We start from the raw sequence: 17374 nt of genomic DNA on the forward strand, positions 1-17374 counted from the left end.
CATGCCGATCAAGACCCACATCAAGCAGGCCAGTGGCTGGTTCTATTTCAAGTCGCCGCGTGGCCGTGCCGAACTGCGCGGCGCCGGAGTGATCCTCATGCTGCACCGGGTGCTGGCCGATGACGCCAGCGCCGCCCTGCCCCATCGCAACGAGCTGTGCGTCGGCCCCCGGGCCTTCGAAGGGCTGTTGCGCTGGCTGCCCCGGCATTTCGACTGCGTCAGCCTCATGGACCTGCTCAAGAGCCACGAGGAGCCCCGCGGCGATACCCGCCCCAAGGTGGCCCTGACCTTCGACGACGGCTGGCGCGACAATGCCGTCAACGCCTTCCCGCTGCTGCAGCGCCACCAGGTGCCGGCGAGCATCTTCCTGTCCACCGACTACATCGGCAGCCGCCAGCGCTTCTGGTGGGAAAGCGTCGGCGAAACCCTGTGGGGCAGCCACGGCGAGGAGGCCCGCCGGCAACTGATCGAGCGCCTGCGCAAGCTCGGCCGGCCACTGCCTGCGGCCTACTTCATGCACGACCACAGCAAGGCCCGCAGCCTGGTGCTGGCGCGCTACCTGCAGACCCTCAAGAGCCTCAGCCCCCAGGCCCTGCATGTGCTGACCGACGCCTGCCCGCCGGAGTCGCTGCCCCAGGCCATGGACTGGCAGCAGGTGCGCGCCCTGGAGGACTCCGGCCTGGTGCGTTTCGGCCCCCACGGCGCCAGCCATGCCCTGCTGCCGTACCTGGACGACCACCGCCTCAACGAAGAGCTGCAACGCAGCCACGCCGCGCTCAACGAAGGCTGCCGCGAACCGCTGCCGGTGTACTGCTACCCCAACGGCGACCACGACGAGCGCGTGCGCGCGCGGGTCGCCGCGCACCGCTACCCCTACGCCCTGAGCACCCGCCCGGGCATCTGCCAGGGCCACGACGACCCGCTGGCGCTGCCGCGCATAGGCGTCAGCCAGCGCAATGCCAGCCGGCCTTCGCTGCTGGCCTGGCGCATCAGCCGCGGAGAACGCTGATGAACCGCAACAGTTACCTGCGCCACCTGGCGCTGAGCATGGGCACCAAGCTTGCGATGATCGCCCTGCGCCTGCTGCGCAACGTGCTGCTGGCGCGCATCCTCGGGCCCAGCGAGCGCGGCCTGTTCGCCCTGCTCAGCACCCTGCCCGACCTGCTCAGCGCCGCCACCAGCGGCGGCCTGAACAGCGCGGTCGGTTACCAGGCGGCCAAGCAGCGCGACATGGGCCTGCTGCTGACCCAGGTGCTGGTCTATGGCTGCCTGCTGGCCGGGTTGCTGACCCTGGTCTGCGTGTTCCTGGTGCGCGAGTTCGGCACCGACCTGGAAATTACCGTGCAGCTGGGCCTGCTGGCCTGGCTGTTGCTGCTGGCGGTGCCGATGACCGTGCTCAAGAGCGGCCTGCTGACCCTGCACAACGCCAGCGGCGGCGTTGGCGCCTTCAACGCCCTGCGCCTGACCGAGTCGCTGGCGCCGCTGCTGCTGTTCCTCGGGCTGTTCTGGATGTGGCGCGACGAGGCCCTGGAGGCCGCGCTGATCAGCTGGCTGTGCGGCATCGCCCTGGTGTTGGTGCTGGGTTTGTGGTGGCTGCGCCGCCAGCACCCGCTCGCCCTGCGCTGGGATCGCGGCGGCCAGCGCGAGCTGCTGAGCTACAGCGCCAAGAGCCACCCTGACCTATTGTTCCAGCAGGTGATCCTGCGCTCGGACTACCTGTTCATCGGCGCCATGCTCGGCAGCACCGCCCTGGGCCACTACGCCATGGCCAGCGCCGCCGCCGAACTGCTGCTGATCGTCCCCGAGGCGGTGACCACGCCGCTGATGAAACGCCTGCTGCAGCAGGACGCCGGCATGGAACGCCTGACCCCCCTGGCCCTGCGCCTGACCGCCACGGTGATGCTCGGCGCCTGCCTGAGCATGGCGCTGATCGGTCAGTGGCTGATCGTCACCCTGTTCGGCGCCGACTACGCGCCGGCCTATCCGGCGCTGCTGGCCTTGCTGCCGGGCCTGCTCGGCCTGTGCTACGCCAGCATCCTGCGCCTGGACCTGCTGGGCAAGAACCGCCCCGGCACGGTGTCGCTGCTGATGGGCGCGGGCGCCGCGCTGAACCTGGTGCTCAACGTCTTGATGATCCCCGCCTGGGGCATCGTCGGCGCTGCGGCGGCCTCATCCATCGCCTACCTGGCGGTCACCCTGGCCATGCTGGTCCTGTATTGCCGCCTCAGCGGCGTGCCGCTGGGCCAGACCCTGATCATCCTGCCCGCCGACCTGGCTCCGCTGCGCCAGATGCTGCAACGGAGGGCGGCATGAAAGCCCTGCTGCTGTGCACCACGCTGTTGGCGCAGACGGCGCTCGCCGCGCCCGTGCAATGGGGCGAGATCCGCGATGGCAGCCTGTACCTGCTGCCGGCCCGCGCCGACGAACTGCGCATCCAGTGGCGCCCGGCCTGGCAGGCCGACGCCAACCCGGAGCGCCTGTACCTGCTGGACGGCCAGGGGCGCCTGGCAGGCGAACGGCGCATCGAGGCCGCGCAGGTGCGCGGCGAGCAGCGCTGGCCCCTGGCATCGGGTGGCGGCACTTATCGCCTGGAAGTGCCCGGCTACAGTTTCCGCGACTACCGTATCCAACACGATGCCAGCACCCGTGCGCTGTTCGCGCCGGCCAAGGTGCACTTCAGCGCCGAGGTCGGGCCGGGTGTCGAGCTGTACTTCCGGGTCAAGGCCGGCGAACGGGCGGTGCTGGCCGGCAAGCACCACGGCGGCGTCCACGGGCTGTTCGCCGAACGCCTCGGTGACGGTCGCCGCGTGCAGTTGCCGCTCAAACCGTACCGCGCCTACTGGCGCTTCGACCAGCAGCCGCTGCCGGTCAGCAGCCACGACGAGACCTGGCGCCTGGGCCTGCAGGGCAGCGGCAAGGCGGCGTTCTGGCTCGACGGCAGCGCCAACCTGTTCGCCCAGCGTGCTGACGACCTGGGCGACCTGCCCCAGCAACCGGGCCAGGTGCGCCTGGCCCTAGGCAGCAAAGTACTCGGCCCCACGCCAAGGCTAGGGGTGGCCCTGCCCTATGTACTGCCGCCGGCCTCAAGCTTTGCCGCCCTCGACGCCCTGCGTCCCCAGGCCGCCGGTTTCTACAGCTTCGTCGACGTGCTGCAACGCCAACCCGACTTCGAGAACGCCTGGCGCAAGCTCTACCAGGAACGCTTCGGCATCCTCCAGGACATCACCCTGCTGGCCGGCAGCGCCCGGGTCGCCGACCTGCGCAGCGACCGCACCAGCAGCGATGGGCTCGACGCCTGGCTCGAGGCGACCAAGGCCCTGGGCGGCAAGGGCACCCACTACCTGGCCTTTGCCGACGAGCCCAACCTCAACTATCGCGACTACGCCAGCTACCGCGACTTCTTCCAGGCCATGGCCAGGCGCGTGCGCGAGTACCCCGGCGCCCGCGAGGCCGGCGTGCGCATCGCCATGCCGGCCTCCTCGCGCCTGCTCGGCGGGCCCTTCACCGACGACGGCAAGCAACGCCGCGGCATCGACTGGGCACGGCGCCTGCTCGCCGAACAGGGCGCGCAGATCGACGCCCTGGCCTGGCACGAATGGATGGTCCGCGACCTGCTCGCCACCCGCAGCTACCGCAACAGCGTGCGCCAGGCCGCCGAGCTGGTGGGTCTCGATGGTCAGGGCCGGCCACGCAAGGCATTGCTGCTGGACCAGACCAACCTGTCCAGCGGCTCGAGCCTCAGCCCCTACGAACAGAACACCCACTACGCCGGCCTGTGGTGGACCTCGGTGGTGATCAACGCCGCCAGTGACGGCCTGCTCGACATGCTCAACTGGTTCCATGTCGCCGACGAGCCCGAATGGCCCAAGGGCATGCTGCGCGATACCGGCGACCAACGCTACGAACTCAAGCCGGTGGGCCTGGCCCAACAGTTCATCCAGCGCCACTGGCTGGACCAGGTGCTGGCCCTGGACAACGACGCCTTCGAGGTCGACGCCCTGGCCATGGCCCGCCAGCACCAGCGCAGCCTGCTGGGGGTGAACAAGGCCGAGCGCCTGCAACAGGTGGCGCTGGCCCTGGGCGACTGCCCCGCCGGCCAGCTCGAACTGTTCGGCCCCGACAACCAGAGCCGCCGCGCCAGCTTCAGCTGCGCCAATGGCCAGGTCCGTTTTCAATTGCCAGGGCAGACCGTATTCGCCCTGACCTGGAGCGCGTCATGAGACGCACCTCGATCAGCCATGCCCAGGAGGCACCATGACTGCATTCACCAAGATCCAGGACCGCATCAAGCGCAAGGGACTGCGCGACACCCTCGGTAGCGCCTTCCGGCACTATGTCTTCTATCATTGGGAACTGCTGTGGATGGAGCGCGACCTGGTCAGCCCGGTGCCGCCGCACCGGCTCAAACCCTACGCCAGCCTGCGCGTCGAAAGCATCACCGTGCACAACGTGCAGGCCTTCGCCCGGCACTTCGGCGACCGCGTCGAGACCATGCGCGAACTGGCCGCCGAGGGCCACACCGGGTTGATGTTCCTCGACGACGACAACGACGCCGTGGCGTTCATCTGGGGCAGCAGCCGCCACTACCATGACCGCCACTACTACGGCTGCTGGTTCCCGGTCGGGCCGGGCGAGTTCTTCGAGTTCGGCGGCGAGCTGATCCGCAAGTACTGGGGCACCGAGCTGTCGGTGGACCTGCAGCTGGCGCTGTGGAAGGCCATGGCCGCCCAGGGCTGCACCAAGGTGGTGGACGTGTGCGAGCAGCACAACATCCCGGCGCTCAAGCTGCACCTGCGCATGGGCTATCAGGAGCAAGGACGGATCATGAACGTGTACTGCCTGTTCGGCCGCTGGAGGTTCTACCGCGAGAGCCGTTACACCACCTCGCGCCTGGAGCCGCTGCGCAAGCCAGAGGCGCCTGCCTCCTCGGCCACGGCGGGCTGAACCCATGGCCCTGCAGCTCAGATGGTGCGCCTCGCTGCGCAGCGACGACTTCCCCGCCGCCGACTACGAGGCGCTGCGCCGGCGCCTGCCCGGCAGCACGCCGTTCAACCACCTCGGCTGGCTGCGCGCCGCCGAGGCCGCCCTGCTGCCCAGCCAGCGGCTCGGCGTGCTGCTCGGTTACCAGGACGAACGCCTGTGCCTGTGCCTGCCCCTGGTTCGCGCCCGGGAGCCCTTCGGCCCGCTGTTCGCGCCGGTGGTACGCCACCTGGGCTATCCGCTGAGCGACCGCATCGCGCTGCTCATCGACCTGCCGGCGCTGTACGCCGACCAGGTCCTTCAGGCCATCCGCAAACACCTGCCCCATGCCCTGCTGCAACTGAACGAGGTGCCGGACAACGCCGAGCACGAAGGCTGGCTGCGCCAATGGGCCGGCGCCAGTTCCACCTGGCAGCAGCGCCTGACCTGCCGCGTGCCGGTGCACCGCATCAACGAACAGGATCGCCAGGAGGTCAGCGGCGATCCGCGCTACAAGCTGCGCCGCGCGCGCAAGCGGATCAACGCCTGCGGCGCCAGCGTGCGCCGGGTCATGGCGAGCGCCGAGAACATGGCTGAACTGCTCGACGCCATCAGCGCCGTCGAGGCCGTGAGCTGGAAAGGCGACGACGAGGTCGGCATCTTCTCCGGTCCCCAGCGCCGCCAGTGGATGGACCAGGCCTTCACCGCGCTGGCCGGCGAAGGCCTGGTGTGCCTGGTGCTGCTGGAGTTGGACGGGCGCTGCATCAGCTACCGCCTGGGCTTGGTGGAGCGCGGCCGGGTCTACGACTACAACCTCGCCTTCGTGCCCGAACACCGTGACCTGGGCAGCGGCCGCGTGCTGCTGGAGGAGTGGATCCACTGGGGCCTGGACGCCGACTGGAAATGGATCGACGCCTCGCGGGTGAGCCTGGACAACTCCAGCCACCAGCTGCATGAACGCATGACCGGCCAGCTCGAACAGTGGCGCCTGAGCAGCTACAGCTGGCGCCCCGACGGCGTGCTGCTGGGCCTGGCGCAGCGCTGCTGGCACTGGCTGAAACCACGCCTGCGCAGACGCTCGCCGCGCAACGAAGCCGATGTTGTCGCCCCCACCCCGCCACAGGAGCGCCCGGATGCCATCCCAGGTCATAGTCAACGCTGATGATTTCGGCCTCAGTGCCCACACCAACGCGGTCATCCTGCACGCCTTCCAGGCCGGGCTGATCAGCTCGGCCACGGCCATGGCCAACATGCCGGCCTTTGCCGCCGCCTGCGCGTTGGCCCAGCAGCCGGCGCTCAAGGGACGCATCGGGCTGCACTTCAACCTCACCTACGGTCGCCCGCTGAGCCAGGCAATCCTGGCCGAGCCACGCTTCTGCACGCCCCACGGCGAGTTCGACCTGCGCCTGAAGCAACGCACCCTGCGCCTGTCACGCCGCGAGCGGGCCGCCGTGGAAGCGGAGTTGGAGGCCCAATGGAAACACTGCCTGGATCATGGCCTGATGCCCAGCCACCTGGACTCGCACCAGCACGTGCACAACATCTGGCCGGTGGGCACCGTTGTCGCCCGCTTCGCCCGCGACCAGGGCGTGCCGGTGCGCCTGGCGCGCAACCTGGGGCACAACATCGGGCCGACCAAGCGCGCGTTCAAGACCCTGCTCAACTGGCGCCTGCGCCAGCTCGCCGGGAGCACCGCCGACTTCGTCTGCACCCCGGCCGACCTCAAGGCCGGCCTGGCTCCCGAGCATGGCGTGCTGGAGCTGGTGGCCCATCCCAGCGCGCTGGGTGGGCATGATTTCGGCGACGCCTACCTGGCCAGCGGCGAATCGCTGCTGGCGCTGGTCGAGCAACGCCTGGGGCAGGTGCCGCGGGTGGGGTATGCGAGCCTGAGCATCGAGCAAGCGAGCTAACGCCCCGGCGGCCGATGCCGCCGTTCGTGGTTCTCGGCCAGCCAGCGACGCAGCGCTTCGGCCGGCATCGGTCGTCCGAGCAGGAAGCCCTGGCCCTGATCGCAGCCGGCATGGCGCAGGAAATCGTATTGCTCCTGGGTCTCGATGCCCTCGGCGGTGATGCGAAAACCCAGGGCATGGCCCAAATCGATGATCGCCCGGGCGATGGCCACCGCGTCATCGTCGCCGGGCAGGTCCTTGATGAAGGCGCGGTCGATCTTCAGGTGATCGATCGGCAACGCGCGCAGGTAGGCCAGCGACGAATAGCCGGTGCCGAAGTCGTCCACCGCCGTGGCCACGCCCATGGCCTGCAGCTGCGCCAGCACCGCGCAGGCCTGCTGCTGGCTCTCCATCAGCAGGCTCTCGGTGATCTCCACTTCCAGCAGGTTGGCCGGCAGGCCATGGCGCTCCAGCGCCGAGGCCAGGCTGGTGACGTAGTCGCTGCGCTCGATCTGCAAGGCCGCGACGTTGATCGCCAGCGGTCCGGGCAGGCCATCGCCGGCGCGCCACTCGGCCAGTTGCGCGCAGGCCAGCTCCAGCACCCGCTCGCCGAGCGGGATGATCAGCCCGGTGCGCTCGGCCAGGGGAATGAACTCCCCCGGCGAGACCAGGCCATGCTCGGGGTCGCGCCAGCGCAGCAGGGCCTCGACGCCCTCCAGCTGCCCGCTGAACAGATCGACCTTGGGCTGGTACCACAGCTCGAATTCGTTGTGCTCCAGCGCCCGGCGCAGGTTACGTTCCAGCTCCAGGCGCTGCTGCAGGCGCTCGGTCATGTCCGGGTGGTAAGGCCGCCAGGCATCGCGCCCGGCTTCCTTGGCCGCGTACATGGCGGTGTCGGCGTGGCGCAGCAGGCTATCGGCGTCCTCGCCATGCTGCGGGCACCAGGCCAGGCCGATGCTGCCGGTGACCAGGGCGGCGTTGCCATTGAGGTCGAATGGCCGCTGCAGGCAGCGCAGCAAGGCGCGGACCTGATGGTTCACCTGGCCCTGGGCGCCTTGCAGCATGAACACGAATTCGTCACCGCCCAGGCGGCACAGGCGGTCCTGGCTGTCCAGCTCCTGCAAGAAGCGCGCGGTCGCCTGCTGCAGCAACAGATCGCCCATCGGATGCCCGAGGCTGTCGTTGACCTGCTTGAAACCGTCGATATCGAGCATCAGCACCGCCAGGCCATGCCCCTGCAGGATCGCCGCGCCCAGCTGCTGCTGGAACAGGATCCGGTTGGGCAGTCCGGTGATGGTGTCGTAATGGGCCAGGCGTTCGAGCTGGGCCTGGTAGCGCTGCAGCTCGCGGTTGCGCTGTTCGAGCAGGCGCTGCTTGCGGTTGAGCTGGGCGACGAACAGGCTGAACAGCCCCGTGCAGCTCAGGGCGAACAGGAACAACGGCGAACCGAACAGGTCCAGCCCCGACCAGCCGCCCCGTGGCGCCGCCACCAGTTGCCAGACGCCACCCGGTACTTCCACGTTCATCTTCACCTGCGACGTGTCAAACAGCTTTGGATCGCCCCAGATCAACGCACCCTCGGCGCCCTTGCCGTCGACGCCCCGCACGGCAACCTCGAACTCGGTATCCGGGCGCAATCCCGCCGTCAGCAGCAAGCGGTCGATATCGGCGACGATCGACACATTGCCCCAGTAGAAGCGCACGCCGCGCTTGCCAGTGACGAACACCGGGCGACGGTAGACCAGCGCCCGGCCACCCTGGTACAGCTGCAGGGGACCGGCCAGCACCGGCTGGGCCTGGTCGCGGGCCGAGCGCACCAGCGGAAACTGATCCGGCAGCTGGCGATAGTCCAGCCCGATCAGCCGCTCGTTGCCCGCCATCGGGTAGACATCGCTGATCACATCCCCCGGCGCCAGTGCGATATGACGCATGTAGGGGACCGACTGCACGGCATCGCGGGCCATGCCGTGAAAGTGCGCCGGGCTGATGCCACCGTCGGCGCTGATCAACTGGGCGATGCCTTCGGCCTCGCCAAATGCCGCGCCCAACTGGGCTTCCAGGGTGCCGCGCATCCCTGCCAGGCGGGCCGCAAGGTTGCCAAGTTGCTCACTGCGCTCGCGCTGCGCATCCAGGTGCCCCAGGGCCACCGACAGGCCGATGCCCACCAGGGCGAGACCGACCGGCAGCAGGCGATTGAGCGATTGACGCAACGTTCCGATTGGAGTCGGCGTGGGTTCTTGAGGGTGCTGAGGCGTGATCATAGGCAGGCGATGGCAGGCAATTACGCAGTTATCGGCGCTGCGCGGCCAATATTGAGGTTTGTTTTGCCGGTACAAACTTGTACCTCCGACAGCCCCGTCACGGCTGCTCTGATGTGCGCTTTGCAAGGAGCCACAGATGACAGCGGATACCTTCCACCCACACCACGCCCTTCTGCAACGCCGACTGCCCACCTGGGCAAGGGAGGCCAGTGCCGAACACTGGCAGCAACTGAGCGACGCCATCCTGCCGGCGCAGGGCCTGCCCGGCGCCGAGGCGGCCTGGTTCGCCAATGCCGCGCCGCACCTGCGTGAAGCGGTCCAGACCAGCCAGACACGCCTGATGCAGGCGCAACGTGCGCTGGCACGACACCTGCGCGGCTTGAAGAACATCAACGAATTCGCCGACCCCCTGCTCAGCGAACGCTTGCGCACGCAACACGGATTCAGCGCGCCGCTGCGCAGTACATCACTGGTCTGGGTGAAGCACCTCTACAGCTTCCAGGCCTACCTCACCCACCACGAACATCGCAGCCTGCTCGAAGCTGGCCTGCACAACTTCAGCGACGCCGTGACCTTCAACCGCGACAGCGCCCTCGCCCTGGACGGCGACTGGCAGGTCAGCCAGAGCGTGGTCACCGGCAAGACGACCCTGGGCGACAGCGAAACCGTAGTCGACATCGACCTGCCTTCGGAGCAGATCCGGATCAAGCCCCTGGCACTGACACCCGAGGCGTTCGCCAGGACCTGTCGCGAACTGGACCTCGGCCAGGCTTACCAGGATCACCTCGATACCGCCTTCGCCGAGTCCGGCGTGCGCCCGGCGGCGCGGCGCGTTCACCAGGACAGCCTGCGTCTGGCGGCGGACCTGGCGCGCGTACGCCACCAGCTCAGTGGCGCGCAATGGGATGCGCTGCAGGCATTGCTGGACGATGGCAAGGCGCTGCCCTGCAACCAGCTGAGCCTGTTCGGCATCACCCTGCACGAGGCGACCCTGATCGACACCGGCACTCCGGGCATCGTGCTGTACCTGCCGGGACAGGCAGACAGCCTGCGCGCCTTCGATGACCTCGAAACCCTGCACCGCCAGTTACGCAGCGACTTGCAGCAAGAGCCGTTTCACCAGGCTTTCATGGCTTACGTTCCAAGCGAGCAACAGGGCCGGTTCGCCAGCCGCCTGCGCCAGAATGCCGGTGGCAACCTGCGTTTGCGCACCCTGCCCATCGCCGCAGACCTGTACGACTTCCTCCACGACGATCACGTGGCACGCCTGAAGCACGAGGCCGGACAACTGGCCGTGCCCACCGCGCAGGCCGACGAACAGGCGCTCAAGGCGCGCAAGGCCCTCTGGGCCAGCGCCGGCCTCGACATGCTGATGATCGCCGGCATGTTCGTCCCCGTCTTGGGCACGGTCATGACCGCAGTGATTGCCTACCAACTGCTGGATGAAGCCTACGAAGGTTATGAGTCCTGGCAGGTCGGTGATCGCGAGCAGGCCATGGCCCACCTCAAGTCGGTGGGCCTGAACCTGGCGCTGATCGGCGGGCTGCATCTGGCCGGCAAGGCCGTGTCACGCCTAGCCAGCAGCCCGTTGATGGAGAGCCTCGAACCCGTCACCCTCGAAGACGGCAGCCAGCGCCTGCGGCGCGTCGATCAGCGTGACGAGAGCGTCCTGAAGAACGCCCTGAAGGGGCTGTATCTTCCCGAGCAAGCCAGCCTGCTGAGCGAGCGCCTGATCATCAACGCGATGCCGCAGCTGCCTGGCTGGCCGGAGCAACTGCGCCTGGAGCTGCGGGCCGCGTCCCCCCAAGGCCCGCTGCTGTTGGTCGCCGGTACCCAGGACGCCAGTCGTGTCTGTACCGTGCTCAAGTCTGCCGAGGGCTACGAAGCCTACCTCGGAGAACGACCGGTCCCCTTGCAACAGGACCACAACCTCTGCCGTGCTATCGTGCAGGCCCTGTCCTCCGGCGACCGTGCGGCCCTTGGCCTGACCGCCACCGACGTCGATCAACTGCGCCGCAAGATCCACGCGCTGGCCCTGTCGAACCCTGCAATGGCCGGACCTCTACTGAAGGACTCGACGTCAGGCTGGGGCAGCCACGGCCAACTGCGCGGCGGCATGGACGAGCCTGCACCGCCCGCGCAGCACATCGACGTCGGCGCATTCTCGCGCCGCTACCGCGCACTCTACCCCGAAACAGCCGATTACCAGGTCAATGAACAACTGACCCAATGGTTCGAGGCCGGCCTGGACCCGGCGCAGCAGCTCGCCGAACTGGAACGGCAACTGCTTGCATTCCGCGACCAGATGCGTGCCTGGGCAGGCAACAACCCGCTACGCCAGGCCGCCGCACGACGGCTGATGAGCAACTGGCAACGGATCTCGGAGTACTCCGAGGAAGAGGGCCAGGTCATCCACCTTGTCAGCCTGACCGACCTGGCCCTGACCAACGAAGACCTGGTCTCGTTGGCATTACCTGATCGCTTCACCCATATACAGCGCATCGACCTGGCCACCAACCCCGCCCTGAGCGAACTGCCCGCGGAGTTCCTCGAACGGTTTCCCCACTTGCAACGCCTGCACCTGATGAACTGCGGCTTCGAGCAAATACCAGCGGTAGCCGTGCCACATTCACTGGAATGTCTCGATATGCAAGGTAACAGCATCCTCTGGAACGACACCAACCAGATTGCCCTGGATCGCCTCGACAATCTTCGCTTGCTCGACCTGTCCCACAACCCGCTGGCCCGCAGCCCGGACCTGAGCCGCCTGGCCACGCTGGACATGCTCAACCTCAACACCTGCGAACTGACCGACTGGCCAAGCGGCATCCGCGGCGATGATGACTGGCAGCCCATCATTTTCGATCTTCGCGATAACCGCTTCACCCATTTGCCGGACGACCTGCGCCTGTCACGGGTGGCAGGCCAGGCCCTGTGGCTGGAGAGCGCCGAACTCAGCGAGCGCGTCAGCCAACAGATCCAGGCCTACTACGAGCACAATGGCGTCGACCTGCTGGTGGCCGACGCCGAGTACGAAGAGATCCTGGAGGACACCGGTGTCGACGACTGGAGCATCTGGAACACCTTGCCGCTGCAGTATCGCCGCGACCTGCGCGGGCTGCAGGACCTGCCGGACTACACTCAGCCGCAACTATGGCAGCGCCTGCGCACGTTCGCCGACCCTCGAGCCATGGACTATGGCCTGTCGATCGGCGCGATGCGGCTGATGGACGACGAGGTGTTCCCGCCGCCCTTCGAGGAATGACCGCGTGCGGCTGCGCCAGGCTGGCAATTTTCAGCCGGTCGGCGCATGCTCGCAGGCTGAAGCGTTTCACCATCCGGATTTGAGAGGTGCAGTACCCATGGACCGTCTGCTCGATTCGCTGTTTCCCACCCCCGAGGACATCCCCGAAGCCTGGCGCCTGGGCGCGCCGCTGGAGCAACGCGACTATCTGGTCGGCGGCGAGCTGCGCCGCTGGGACGGGCCGCTGGCCACCGTGCGCAGCCCGGTTTGGCTCAAGGAGGGCGACAGCGAACGCCAGGTGATCCTCGGCAGCGCGCCGCTGCTGGACGCCGACACCGCGCTGACCGCCCTCGACGCGGCCGTGGCCGCCTACGACAAGGGCCGCGGTGCCTGGCCGAACATGCGCGTGGCCGAACGCATCCAGCATGTCGAGGCCTTCCTGGCGCGCATGCGCGAGCAGCGCACGGCGGTGGTCAAGCTGTTGATGTGGGAGATCGGCAAGAACCTCAAGGACTCGGAAAAAGAGTTCGACCGCACCTGCGACTACATCGTCGACACCATCGACGCGCTCAAGGACCTCGACCGCCGTTCCAGCCGCTTCGAGCTCGAACAGGGCACCCTCGGCCAGATCCGCCGCGCGCCGCTGGGCGTGGCGCTGTGCATGGGCCCCTACAACTACCCGCTCAACGAGACCTTCACCACACTGATCCCGGCGCTGATCATGGGTAACACGGTGGTGTTCAAGCCGGCCAAGTTCGGCGTGCTGCTGATCCGTCCGCTGCTCGAGGCCTTCCGCGACAGCTTCCCGCCGGGGGTGATCAACGTCATCTACGGGCGCGGCCGCGAGACCGTCAGCGCGCTGATGGCCAGCGGCAAGGTCGACGTGTTCGCCTTCATCGGCACCCACAAGGCCGCCAGCGACCTGAAGAAGCTGCACCCGCGCCCGCACCGCCTGCGCGCGGCCCTGGGCCTGGACGCCAAGAACCCCGGCATCGTCCTGCCCCAGGTCGACCTGGACAACGCCGTCGAAGAGGCCGTCACCGGCGCCCTGTCGTTCAACGGCCAGCGCTGCACGGCGCTGAAGATCCTGTTCGTGCACGAAGACGTGGTCGATGCCTTCCTCGACAAATTCCAGCGCAAGCTCGCCGCGCTGAAGCCGGGCATGCCCTGGGAGCCGGGCGTCGCGCTGACGCCGCTGCCGGAGCCGGGCAAGGTCGACTACCTCGACGGTCTGGTGGCCGACGCCACCGCCAAGGGCGCGCGGGTACTCAATGAAGGCGGCGGGCACAGCCGTGGCTCGTTCTTCTATCCCGCCCTGCTCTACCCGGTCAGCCAGGACATGCGTGTCTATCACGAGGAACAGTTCGGCCCGCTGGTGCCGGTGGTGCCCTACCGCGACCTGCAGACGGTGATCGACTACGTGCTCGACTCCGACTACGGCCAGCAGCTGAGCCTGTTCGGCAACGACCCCGAGACCGTCGGCGCGCTGGTCGACACCTTCGCCAACCAGGTCGGCCGGATCAACCTCAACGCCCAGTGCCAGCGCGGGCCGGACACCTACCCGTTCAACGGCCGCAAGAACAGCGCCGAGGGGACCTTGTCGGTGCATGATGCATTGCGGGTGTTCTCCATTCGTACTTTGGTGGCGACCAGGTTCCAGGAGGCGAACAAGGAACTGATCAGCGAGATCATCCGTAATCGGCAGTCGAGTTTCCTGACGACCGACTACATTTTCTAAAGCTTCACACACTTCCCCTGTAGGAGCGGCCTTGTGTCGCGAAAGGGGCGCGCAGCGGCCCCAGATTTTCAGCGTAAAAGCATCAATCGCCGGGGCTGCTACGCAGCCCTTTCGCGACACAAGGCCGCTCCTACCCCTGACCGCATGAGCCACAAAACAGGTTTTTAATCGACAATCGATATAACGCGACTGTCGATTTTCCATCCGCGTAGACGACTCTAATTACCAGGCTGTTGCACACAACAACCCACGTGAAAGGAGCTTACGAAAATGCCAGTCAAACCCATCCCCGAAGGCCAGCACAGCATCACCCCCTACCTCGGCATCAGGGAGGCCGCCAAGGCCATCGAGTTCTACAAGCAGGCCTTCGGCGCCATCGAAATGTTCCGCCTCGAAGGCCCTGACGGCAGCATCGGCCATGCCGAGCTGAAAATCGGCGACTCGTCGCTGATGCTCGGCTCACCCTGTGACATGGAGGGCGGCCTCAAGCCCAGCGAGGACATCAAGGCCCCGGGGGTCGGCCTGCACTTGTATGTCGAGGACTGCGACAAAGTCTATGCCCAGGCCCTGCGTGCTGGCGCGACACAAGTGCGCGAAGTGCAGGACCAGTTCTACGGCGACCGCAGCGGCACCCTGATGGATCCGTTCAACAACCTGTGGTTCGTCTCCACCCACAAGGAAGACCTCACCCCCGAGGAAATCCGCGCCCGCGCCGCCAAGCTGTTCAGCGGCCAGTGAGCGGCGGGCCCCAGGCCGCAAGCTTCAAGTTGAAAGCCGCCGCGCTTTGCTGGAAGCTTGAGGCTTGTAGCTTGGAGCTGCCTCTCAATGCGTATCATCGAAAAATCCGGCGCGCAGGTGCGCAGCCTGACCCTGGCCGAAGAGGAACTGTTGGCCAATTTTGCCACCGGCACCCTGGCCGGCCCCCGCCTGCTGCAGGCCAACCAGTGGCTGATGAAAGTGCGCAGCGCCAACCAGTGGCTGGCCTGCGATTGCCGCCAGGACGCCCTGCCGGTGCTCAACGTGTCGCTGAACGGCAACACCGGCACCCTGTTCCTGCGCAACAACCCCGACACCCCCGAACACACCCCGGGTTGCCCGTTCAGCAAGGATGAGCGTGAGGTCGGCACAAGCGCCGAGGACAACACGCCTCCCGCGGCCTGGCTGGCCCCGGATGCGCCGTTGCGGCTGCTCGGGGACTACCGCCGTACCAGCGATGGCGAAACGGCCACCGGAGCACGCGATCCCGGCGAGCGCCGCGAGCAGCAACGCCTGCTGTCGCTGCTGCTGACCTGGATCGAGGCCAGCGGCCTGAACGTCTACGCCACCCACCTGAAGAAGGACCTCACCGCCCAGTTCGCCGAGCTGCGCGGCGTCGCCGGGCGCTACCCGCTGCTGGAACGGGTGCCGGCCAGCAACTACCTGGAAACGCGCCTGGACATGAAGCACATGATGATGCTCAAGGCGCGCCTGCGCGAGGCCACGGTGTTCGGCAACCATCGCCGGCATGGCCTGCTGCTCGACTGCGTCGACCAGATCAAGGGCCGCAAGCTGTTCAACAACCGCAGCGAGGACGGCTTCGACTTCCAGGGCCACCACCACTACTGGGGCGGCAACCGCGCTTCAGGCCCCTTGCTGGCCCTGGCGCTGTACTCGCCGGCCACCGCCGGCAGCCATTTCTACGAACTGATCCATGTCGCCAGCGTGCCGGTGCTGTCACGCGGGCACCTGTTCCCGGTGTACCGCGACGAAGAGCGCGAACCGCTCAAGGCGCTGGTGTCGCTGATCGACTGGATGGCGAGCAAGGGCGTCAAGGTGCTGATGCGCCGCCCGGTGATCGGCGGCCAGGTGATGGACGAGCTGGTGCTGACCTCGGACCAGGACCGGGTGCTGTCGGTGTCGTTGCTGGAGCAGCCGATCGGTCCGGAGCCGGATGCCGAGAACTTCAAGCGCTACGCCGACTTCAAGAGCCTGGAGACCTTCCGCAAGTACGTGGCCGGGTTCTTCATGCGCGAACGCTGAGCAAGCCCCACAAGGGCCGGTTTGCACGGCCCTCGTGGGAACGGGCTTGTATGGGAGCGGGCTAGCCCCGCGATGACGCCGGGCTAGAACGCCGCCTTGAAGATCGCCTCGATCTCCACCTGGCTGGCCACCCGCGGATTGGTCAACCCACAGGCATCCTTCAAGGCATTGGCCGCCAGCACCGGCACATCCTCGACCTTGGCCCCCAGTTCCGCCAACCCGGCCGGTATGCCGATGGCCGCCGCCAGGTGCTCGATGGCCGAAATCGCCGCCCCGGCCCCCTGCTCCGCGTCCAGCGCGCAGACCTTCACCCCCATGGCCTTGGCCACATCACGCAGGCGGGCGGCGCTGACCTTGGCGTTGAAGCGCTGCACATGGGGCAGCAGCACCGCGTTGCACACACCATGGGGCAGGTCGTAGAAGCCGCCCAGCTGGTGCGCCATGGCGTGCACATAGCCCAGCGAGGCATTGTTGAACGCCATGCCCGCCAGGAACTGGGCATAGGCCATGTTTTCCCGCGCCACCAGGTCGCCGCCGTCGGCGACCGCCTGGCGCAGGTTGTCGCTGATCAGGCTGACGGCCTTGAGCGCGCAGGCGTCGGTGATCGGCGTGGCGGCGGTGGAGACATAGGCCTCGATGGCGTGGGTCAGCGCGTCCATGCCGGTGGCGGCGGTGAGGCCCTTGGGCATGCCGACCATCAACGCGGGGTCGTTGACCGAGAGGATCGGCGTGACGTTGCGGTCGACGATGGCCATTTTCACGTGGCGCGCCTCGTCGGTGATGATGCAGAAGCGGGTCATCTCGCTGGCCGTGCCCGCCGTGGTGTTGATCGCGATCAGCGGCAGCTGCGGCCTGGCCGAGCGATCCACGCCTTCGTAGTCGCTGATATGCCCGCCGTTGGTGGCGCACAGGGCGATGCCCTTGGCGCAGTCATGGGGCGAGCCGCCCCCCAGCGAGACCACGCAGTCGCAGCCCTCGCGACGCAGCATCGCCAGGCCCGCCTCGACGTTGGCGATGCTCGGGTTGGGCTTGGCGCCGTCGAACACCCGCGAATCGATGTCGCGCATGGCCAGCATCCCGGCGATGCGCTCGGCGACGCCGGCCTTGGCCAGCCCGGCATCGGTGACAATCAGTGCCTTGCGCAGGCCATAGCCGGCGATAGCGGTCATCGCCTCGTCCAGGCAGTCGATGCCCATGATGTTCACGGCGGGGATGAAGAACGTGCTGCTCATGGCCGGATCCTCTCAAGCTGACGGTAGGTTTT

Annotated in this window: 12 protein-coding genes; 10 read left to right on the forward strand and 2 right to left on the reverse strand. The window is 67.5% G+C overall.

Annotation, left to right across the window (positions count from 1 at the left end; genetic code table 11):
* The first annotated feature begins 1 nt into the window (after position 1).
* From HU751_RS07865 to HU751_RS07890, 6 genes are read left to right on the forward strand one after another with little or no spacing between them, the layout of a single operon-like run.
* Positions 2 to 1009 carry a polysaccharide deacetylase family protein gene (locus tag HU751_RS07865; protein ID WP_186735660.1) on the forward strand — a complete coding sequence of 336 codons (1008 nt, stop codon included), beginning with the start codon at positions 2 to 4 and terminating at the stop codon, positions 1007 to 1009.
* Positions 1009 to 2313 (forward strand): oligosaccharide flippase family protein, encoded by a 1305-nt coding sequence (locus HU751_RS07870; protein ID WP_186735659.1) that lies wholly within the window; start codon positions 1009 to 1011, stop codon positions 2311 to 2313. Before HU751_RS07865 ends, HU751_RS07870 begins: the two co-directional genes overlap by 1 nt.
* The gene (locus tag HU751_RS07875; RefSeq protein WP_186735658.1) at positions 2310 to 4220 is read left to right on the forward strand and encodes a hypothetical protein; all 1911 of its coding nucleotides are present in this window, start codon (positions 2310 to 2312) and stop codon (positions 4218 to 4220) included. Before HU751_RS07870 ends, HU751_RS07875 begins: the two co-directional genes overlap by 4 nt.
* Before the next feature lie 34 nt (positions 4221 to 4254).
* Entirely contained in the window at positions 4255 to 4944 is a 690-nt protein-coding gene (locus HU751_RS07880; protein ID WP_186735656.1) for a GNAT family N-acetyltransferase, read from the forward strand.
* 4 nt (positions 4945 to 4948) lie between these two features.
* Entirely contained in the window at positions 4949 to 6121 is a 1173-nt protein-coding gene (locus HU751_RS07885; protein WP_186735654.1) for a GNAT family N-acetyltransferase, read from the forward strand.
* Positions 6093 to 6869 carry a ChbG/HpnK family deacetylase gene (locus HU751_RS07890; protein WP_186735652.1) on the forward strand — a complete coding sequence of 259 codons (777 nt, stop codon included), beginning with the start codon at positions 6093 to 6095 and terminating at the stop codon, positions 6867 to 6869. The genes HU751_RS07885 and HU751_RS07890 overlap by 29 nt, the downstream gene beginning before the upstream one ends.
* Here HU751_RS07890 and HU751_RS07895 read toward each other — a convergent pair.
* The gene (locus HU751_RS07895) at positions 6866 to 9109 is read right to left on the reverse strand and encodes a putative bifunctional diguanylate cyclase/phosphodiesterase (RefSeq protein WP_186735650.1); all 2244 of its coding nucleotides are present in this window, start codon (positions 9107 to 9109) and stop codon (positions 6866 to 6868) included. The two genes, HU751_RS07890 and HU751_RS07895, sit on opposite strands and share 4 nt — an antisense overlap.
* Before the next feature lie 136 nt (positions 9110 to 9245).
* Between HU751_RS07895 and HU751_RS07900 the strand changes: the two genes are divergently transcribed.
* From HU751_RS07900 to HU751_RS07915, 4 genes are all read left to right on the forward strand, one after another.
* The gene (locus HU751_RS07900) at positions 9246 to 12374 is read left to right on the forward strand and encodes a dermonecrotic toxin domain-containing protein (protein WP_186735648.1); all 3129 of its coding nucleotides are present in this window, start codon (positions 9246 to 9248) and stop codon (positions 12372 to 12374) included.
* Between the two features lie 97 nt (positions 12375 to 12471).
* Positions 12472 to 14091 (forward strand): NADP-dependent glyceraldehyde-3-phosphate dehydrogenase, encoded by a 1620-nt coding sequence (locus HU751_RS07905; RefSeq protein ID WP_186735646.1) that lies wholly within the window; start codon positions 12472 to 12474, stop codon positions 14089 to 14091.
* A gap of 270 nt (positions 14092 to 14361) precedes the next feature.
* A complete protein-coding gene (locus HU751_RS07910; protein ID WP_186735644.1) occupies positions 14362 to 14829 on the forward strand; it encodes a VOC family protein in 468 nt (155 codons plus the stop codon).
* Between the two features lie 87 nt (positions 14830 to 14916).
* The gene (locus HU751_RS07915; protein ID WP_186735642.1) at positions 14917 to 16110 is read left to right on the forward strand and encodes a DUF8534 domain-containing protein; all 1194 of its coding nucleotides are present in this window, start codon (positions 14917 to 14919) and stop codon (positions 16108 to 16110) included.
* A gap of 83 nt (positions 16111 to 16193) precedes the next feature.
* Here HU751_RS07915 and yiaY read toward each other — a convergent pair whose 3' ends face one another.
* Positions 16194 to 17342, reverse strand: coding sequence for an L-threonine dehydrogenase (gene yiaY, locus HU751_RS07920; RefSeq protein ID WP_186735640.1), 1149 nt, complete (start codon positions 17340 to 17342; stop codon positions 16194 to 16196).
* Between the last annotated feature and the right edge of the window lie 32 nt (positions 17343 to 17374).

Source organism: Pseudomonas peradeniyensis (assembly GCF_014268935.2).
Taxonomy (GTDB): domain Bacteria; phylum Pseudomonadota; class Gammaproteobacteria; order Pseudomonadales; family Pseudomonadaceae; genus Aquipseudomonas; species Aquipseudomonas peradeniyensis.

Bases quoted from the DNA above. Each gene is read 5' to 3' on its own strand.
- HU751_RS07880 (WP_186735656.1), top strand. From the start codon at position 4,255: ATGACTGCATTCACCAAGATCCAGGACCGCATCAAGCGCAAGGGACTG.
- yiaY (WP_186735640.1), bottom strand. From the start codon at position 17,342: ATGAGCAGCACGTTCTTCATCCCCGCCGTGAACATCATGGGCATCGAC.
- HU751_RS07895 (WP_186735650.1), bottom strand. From the start codon at position 9,109: ATGATCACGCCTCAGCACCCTCAAGAACCCACGCCGACTCCAATCGGA.
- HU751_RS07865 (WP_186735660.1), top strand. From the start codon at position 2: ATGCCGATCAAGACCCACATCAAGCAGGCCAGTGGCTGGTTCTATTTC.
- HU751_RS07890 (WP_186735652.1), top strand. From the start codon at position 6,093: ATGCCATCCCAGGTCATAGTCAACGCTGATGATTTCGGCCTCAGTGCC.
- HU751_RS07905 (WP_186735646.1), top strand. From the start codon at position 12,472: ATGGACCGTCTGCTCGATTCGCTGTTTCCCACCCCCGAGGACATCCCC.
- HU751_RS07915 (WP_186735642.1), top strand. From the start codon at position 14,917: ATGCGTATCATCGAAAAATCCGGCGCGCAGGTGCGCAGCCTGACCCTG.
- HU751_RS07910 (WP_186735644.1), top strand. From the start codon at position 14,362: ATGCCAGTCAAACCCATCCCCGAAGGCCAGCACAGCATCACCCCCTAC.
- HU751_RS07900 (WP_186735648.1), top strand. From the start codon at position 9,246: ATGACAGCGGATACCTTCCACCCACACCACGCCCTTCTGCAACGCCGA.
- HU751_RS07885 (WP_186735654.1), top strand. From the start codon at position 4,949: ATGGCCCTGCAGCTCAGATGGTGCGCCTCGCTGCGCAGCGACGACTTC.
- HU751_RS07870 (WP_186735659.1), top strand. From the start codon at position 1,009: ATGAACCGCAACAGTTACCTGCGCCACCTGGCGCTGAGCATGGGCACC.
- HU751_RS07875 (WP_186735658.1), top strand. From the start codon at position 2,310: ATGAAAGCCCTGCTGCTGTGCACCACGCTGTTGGCGCAGACGGCGCTC.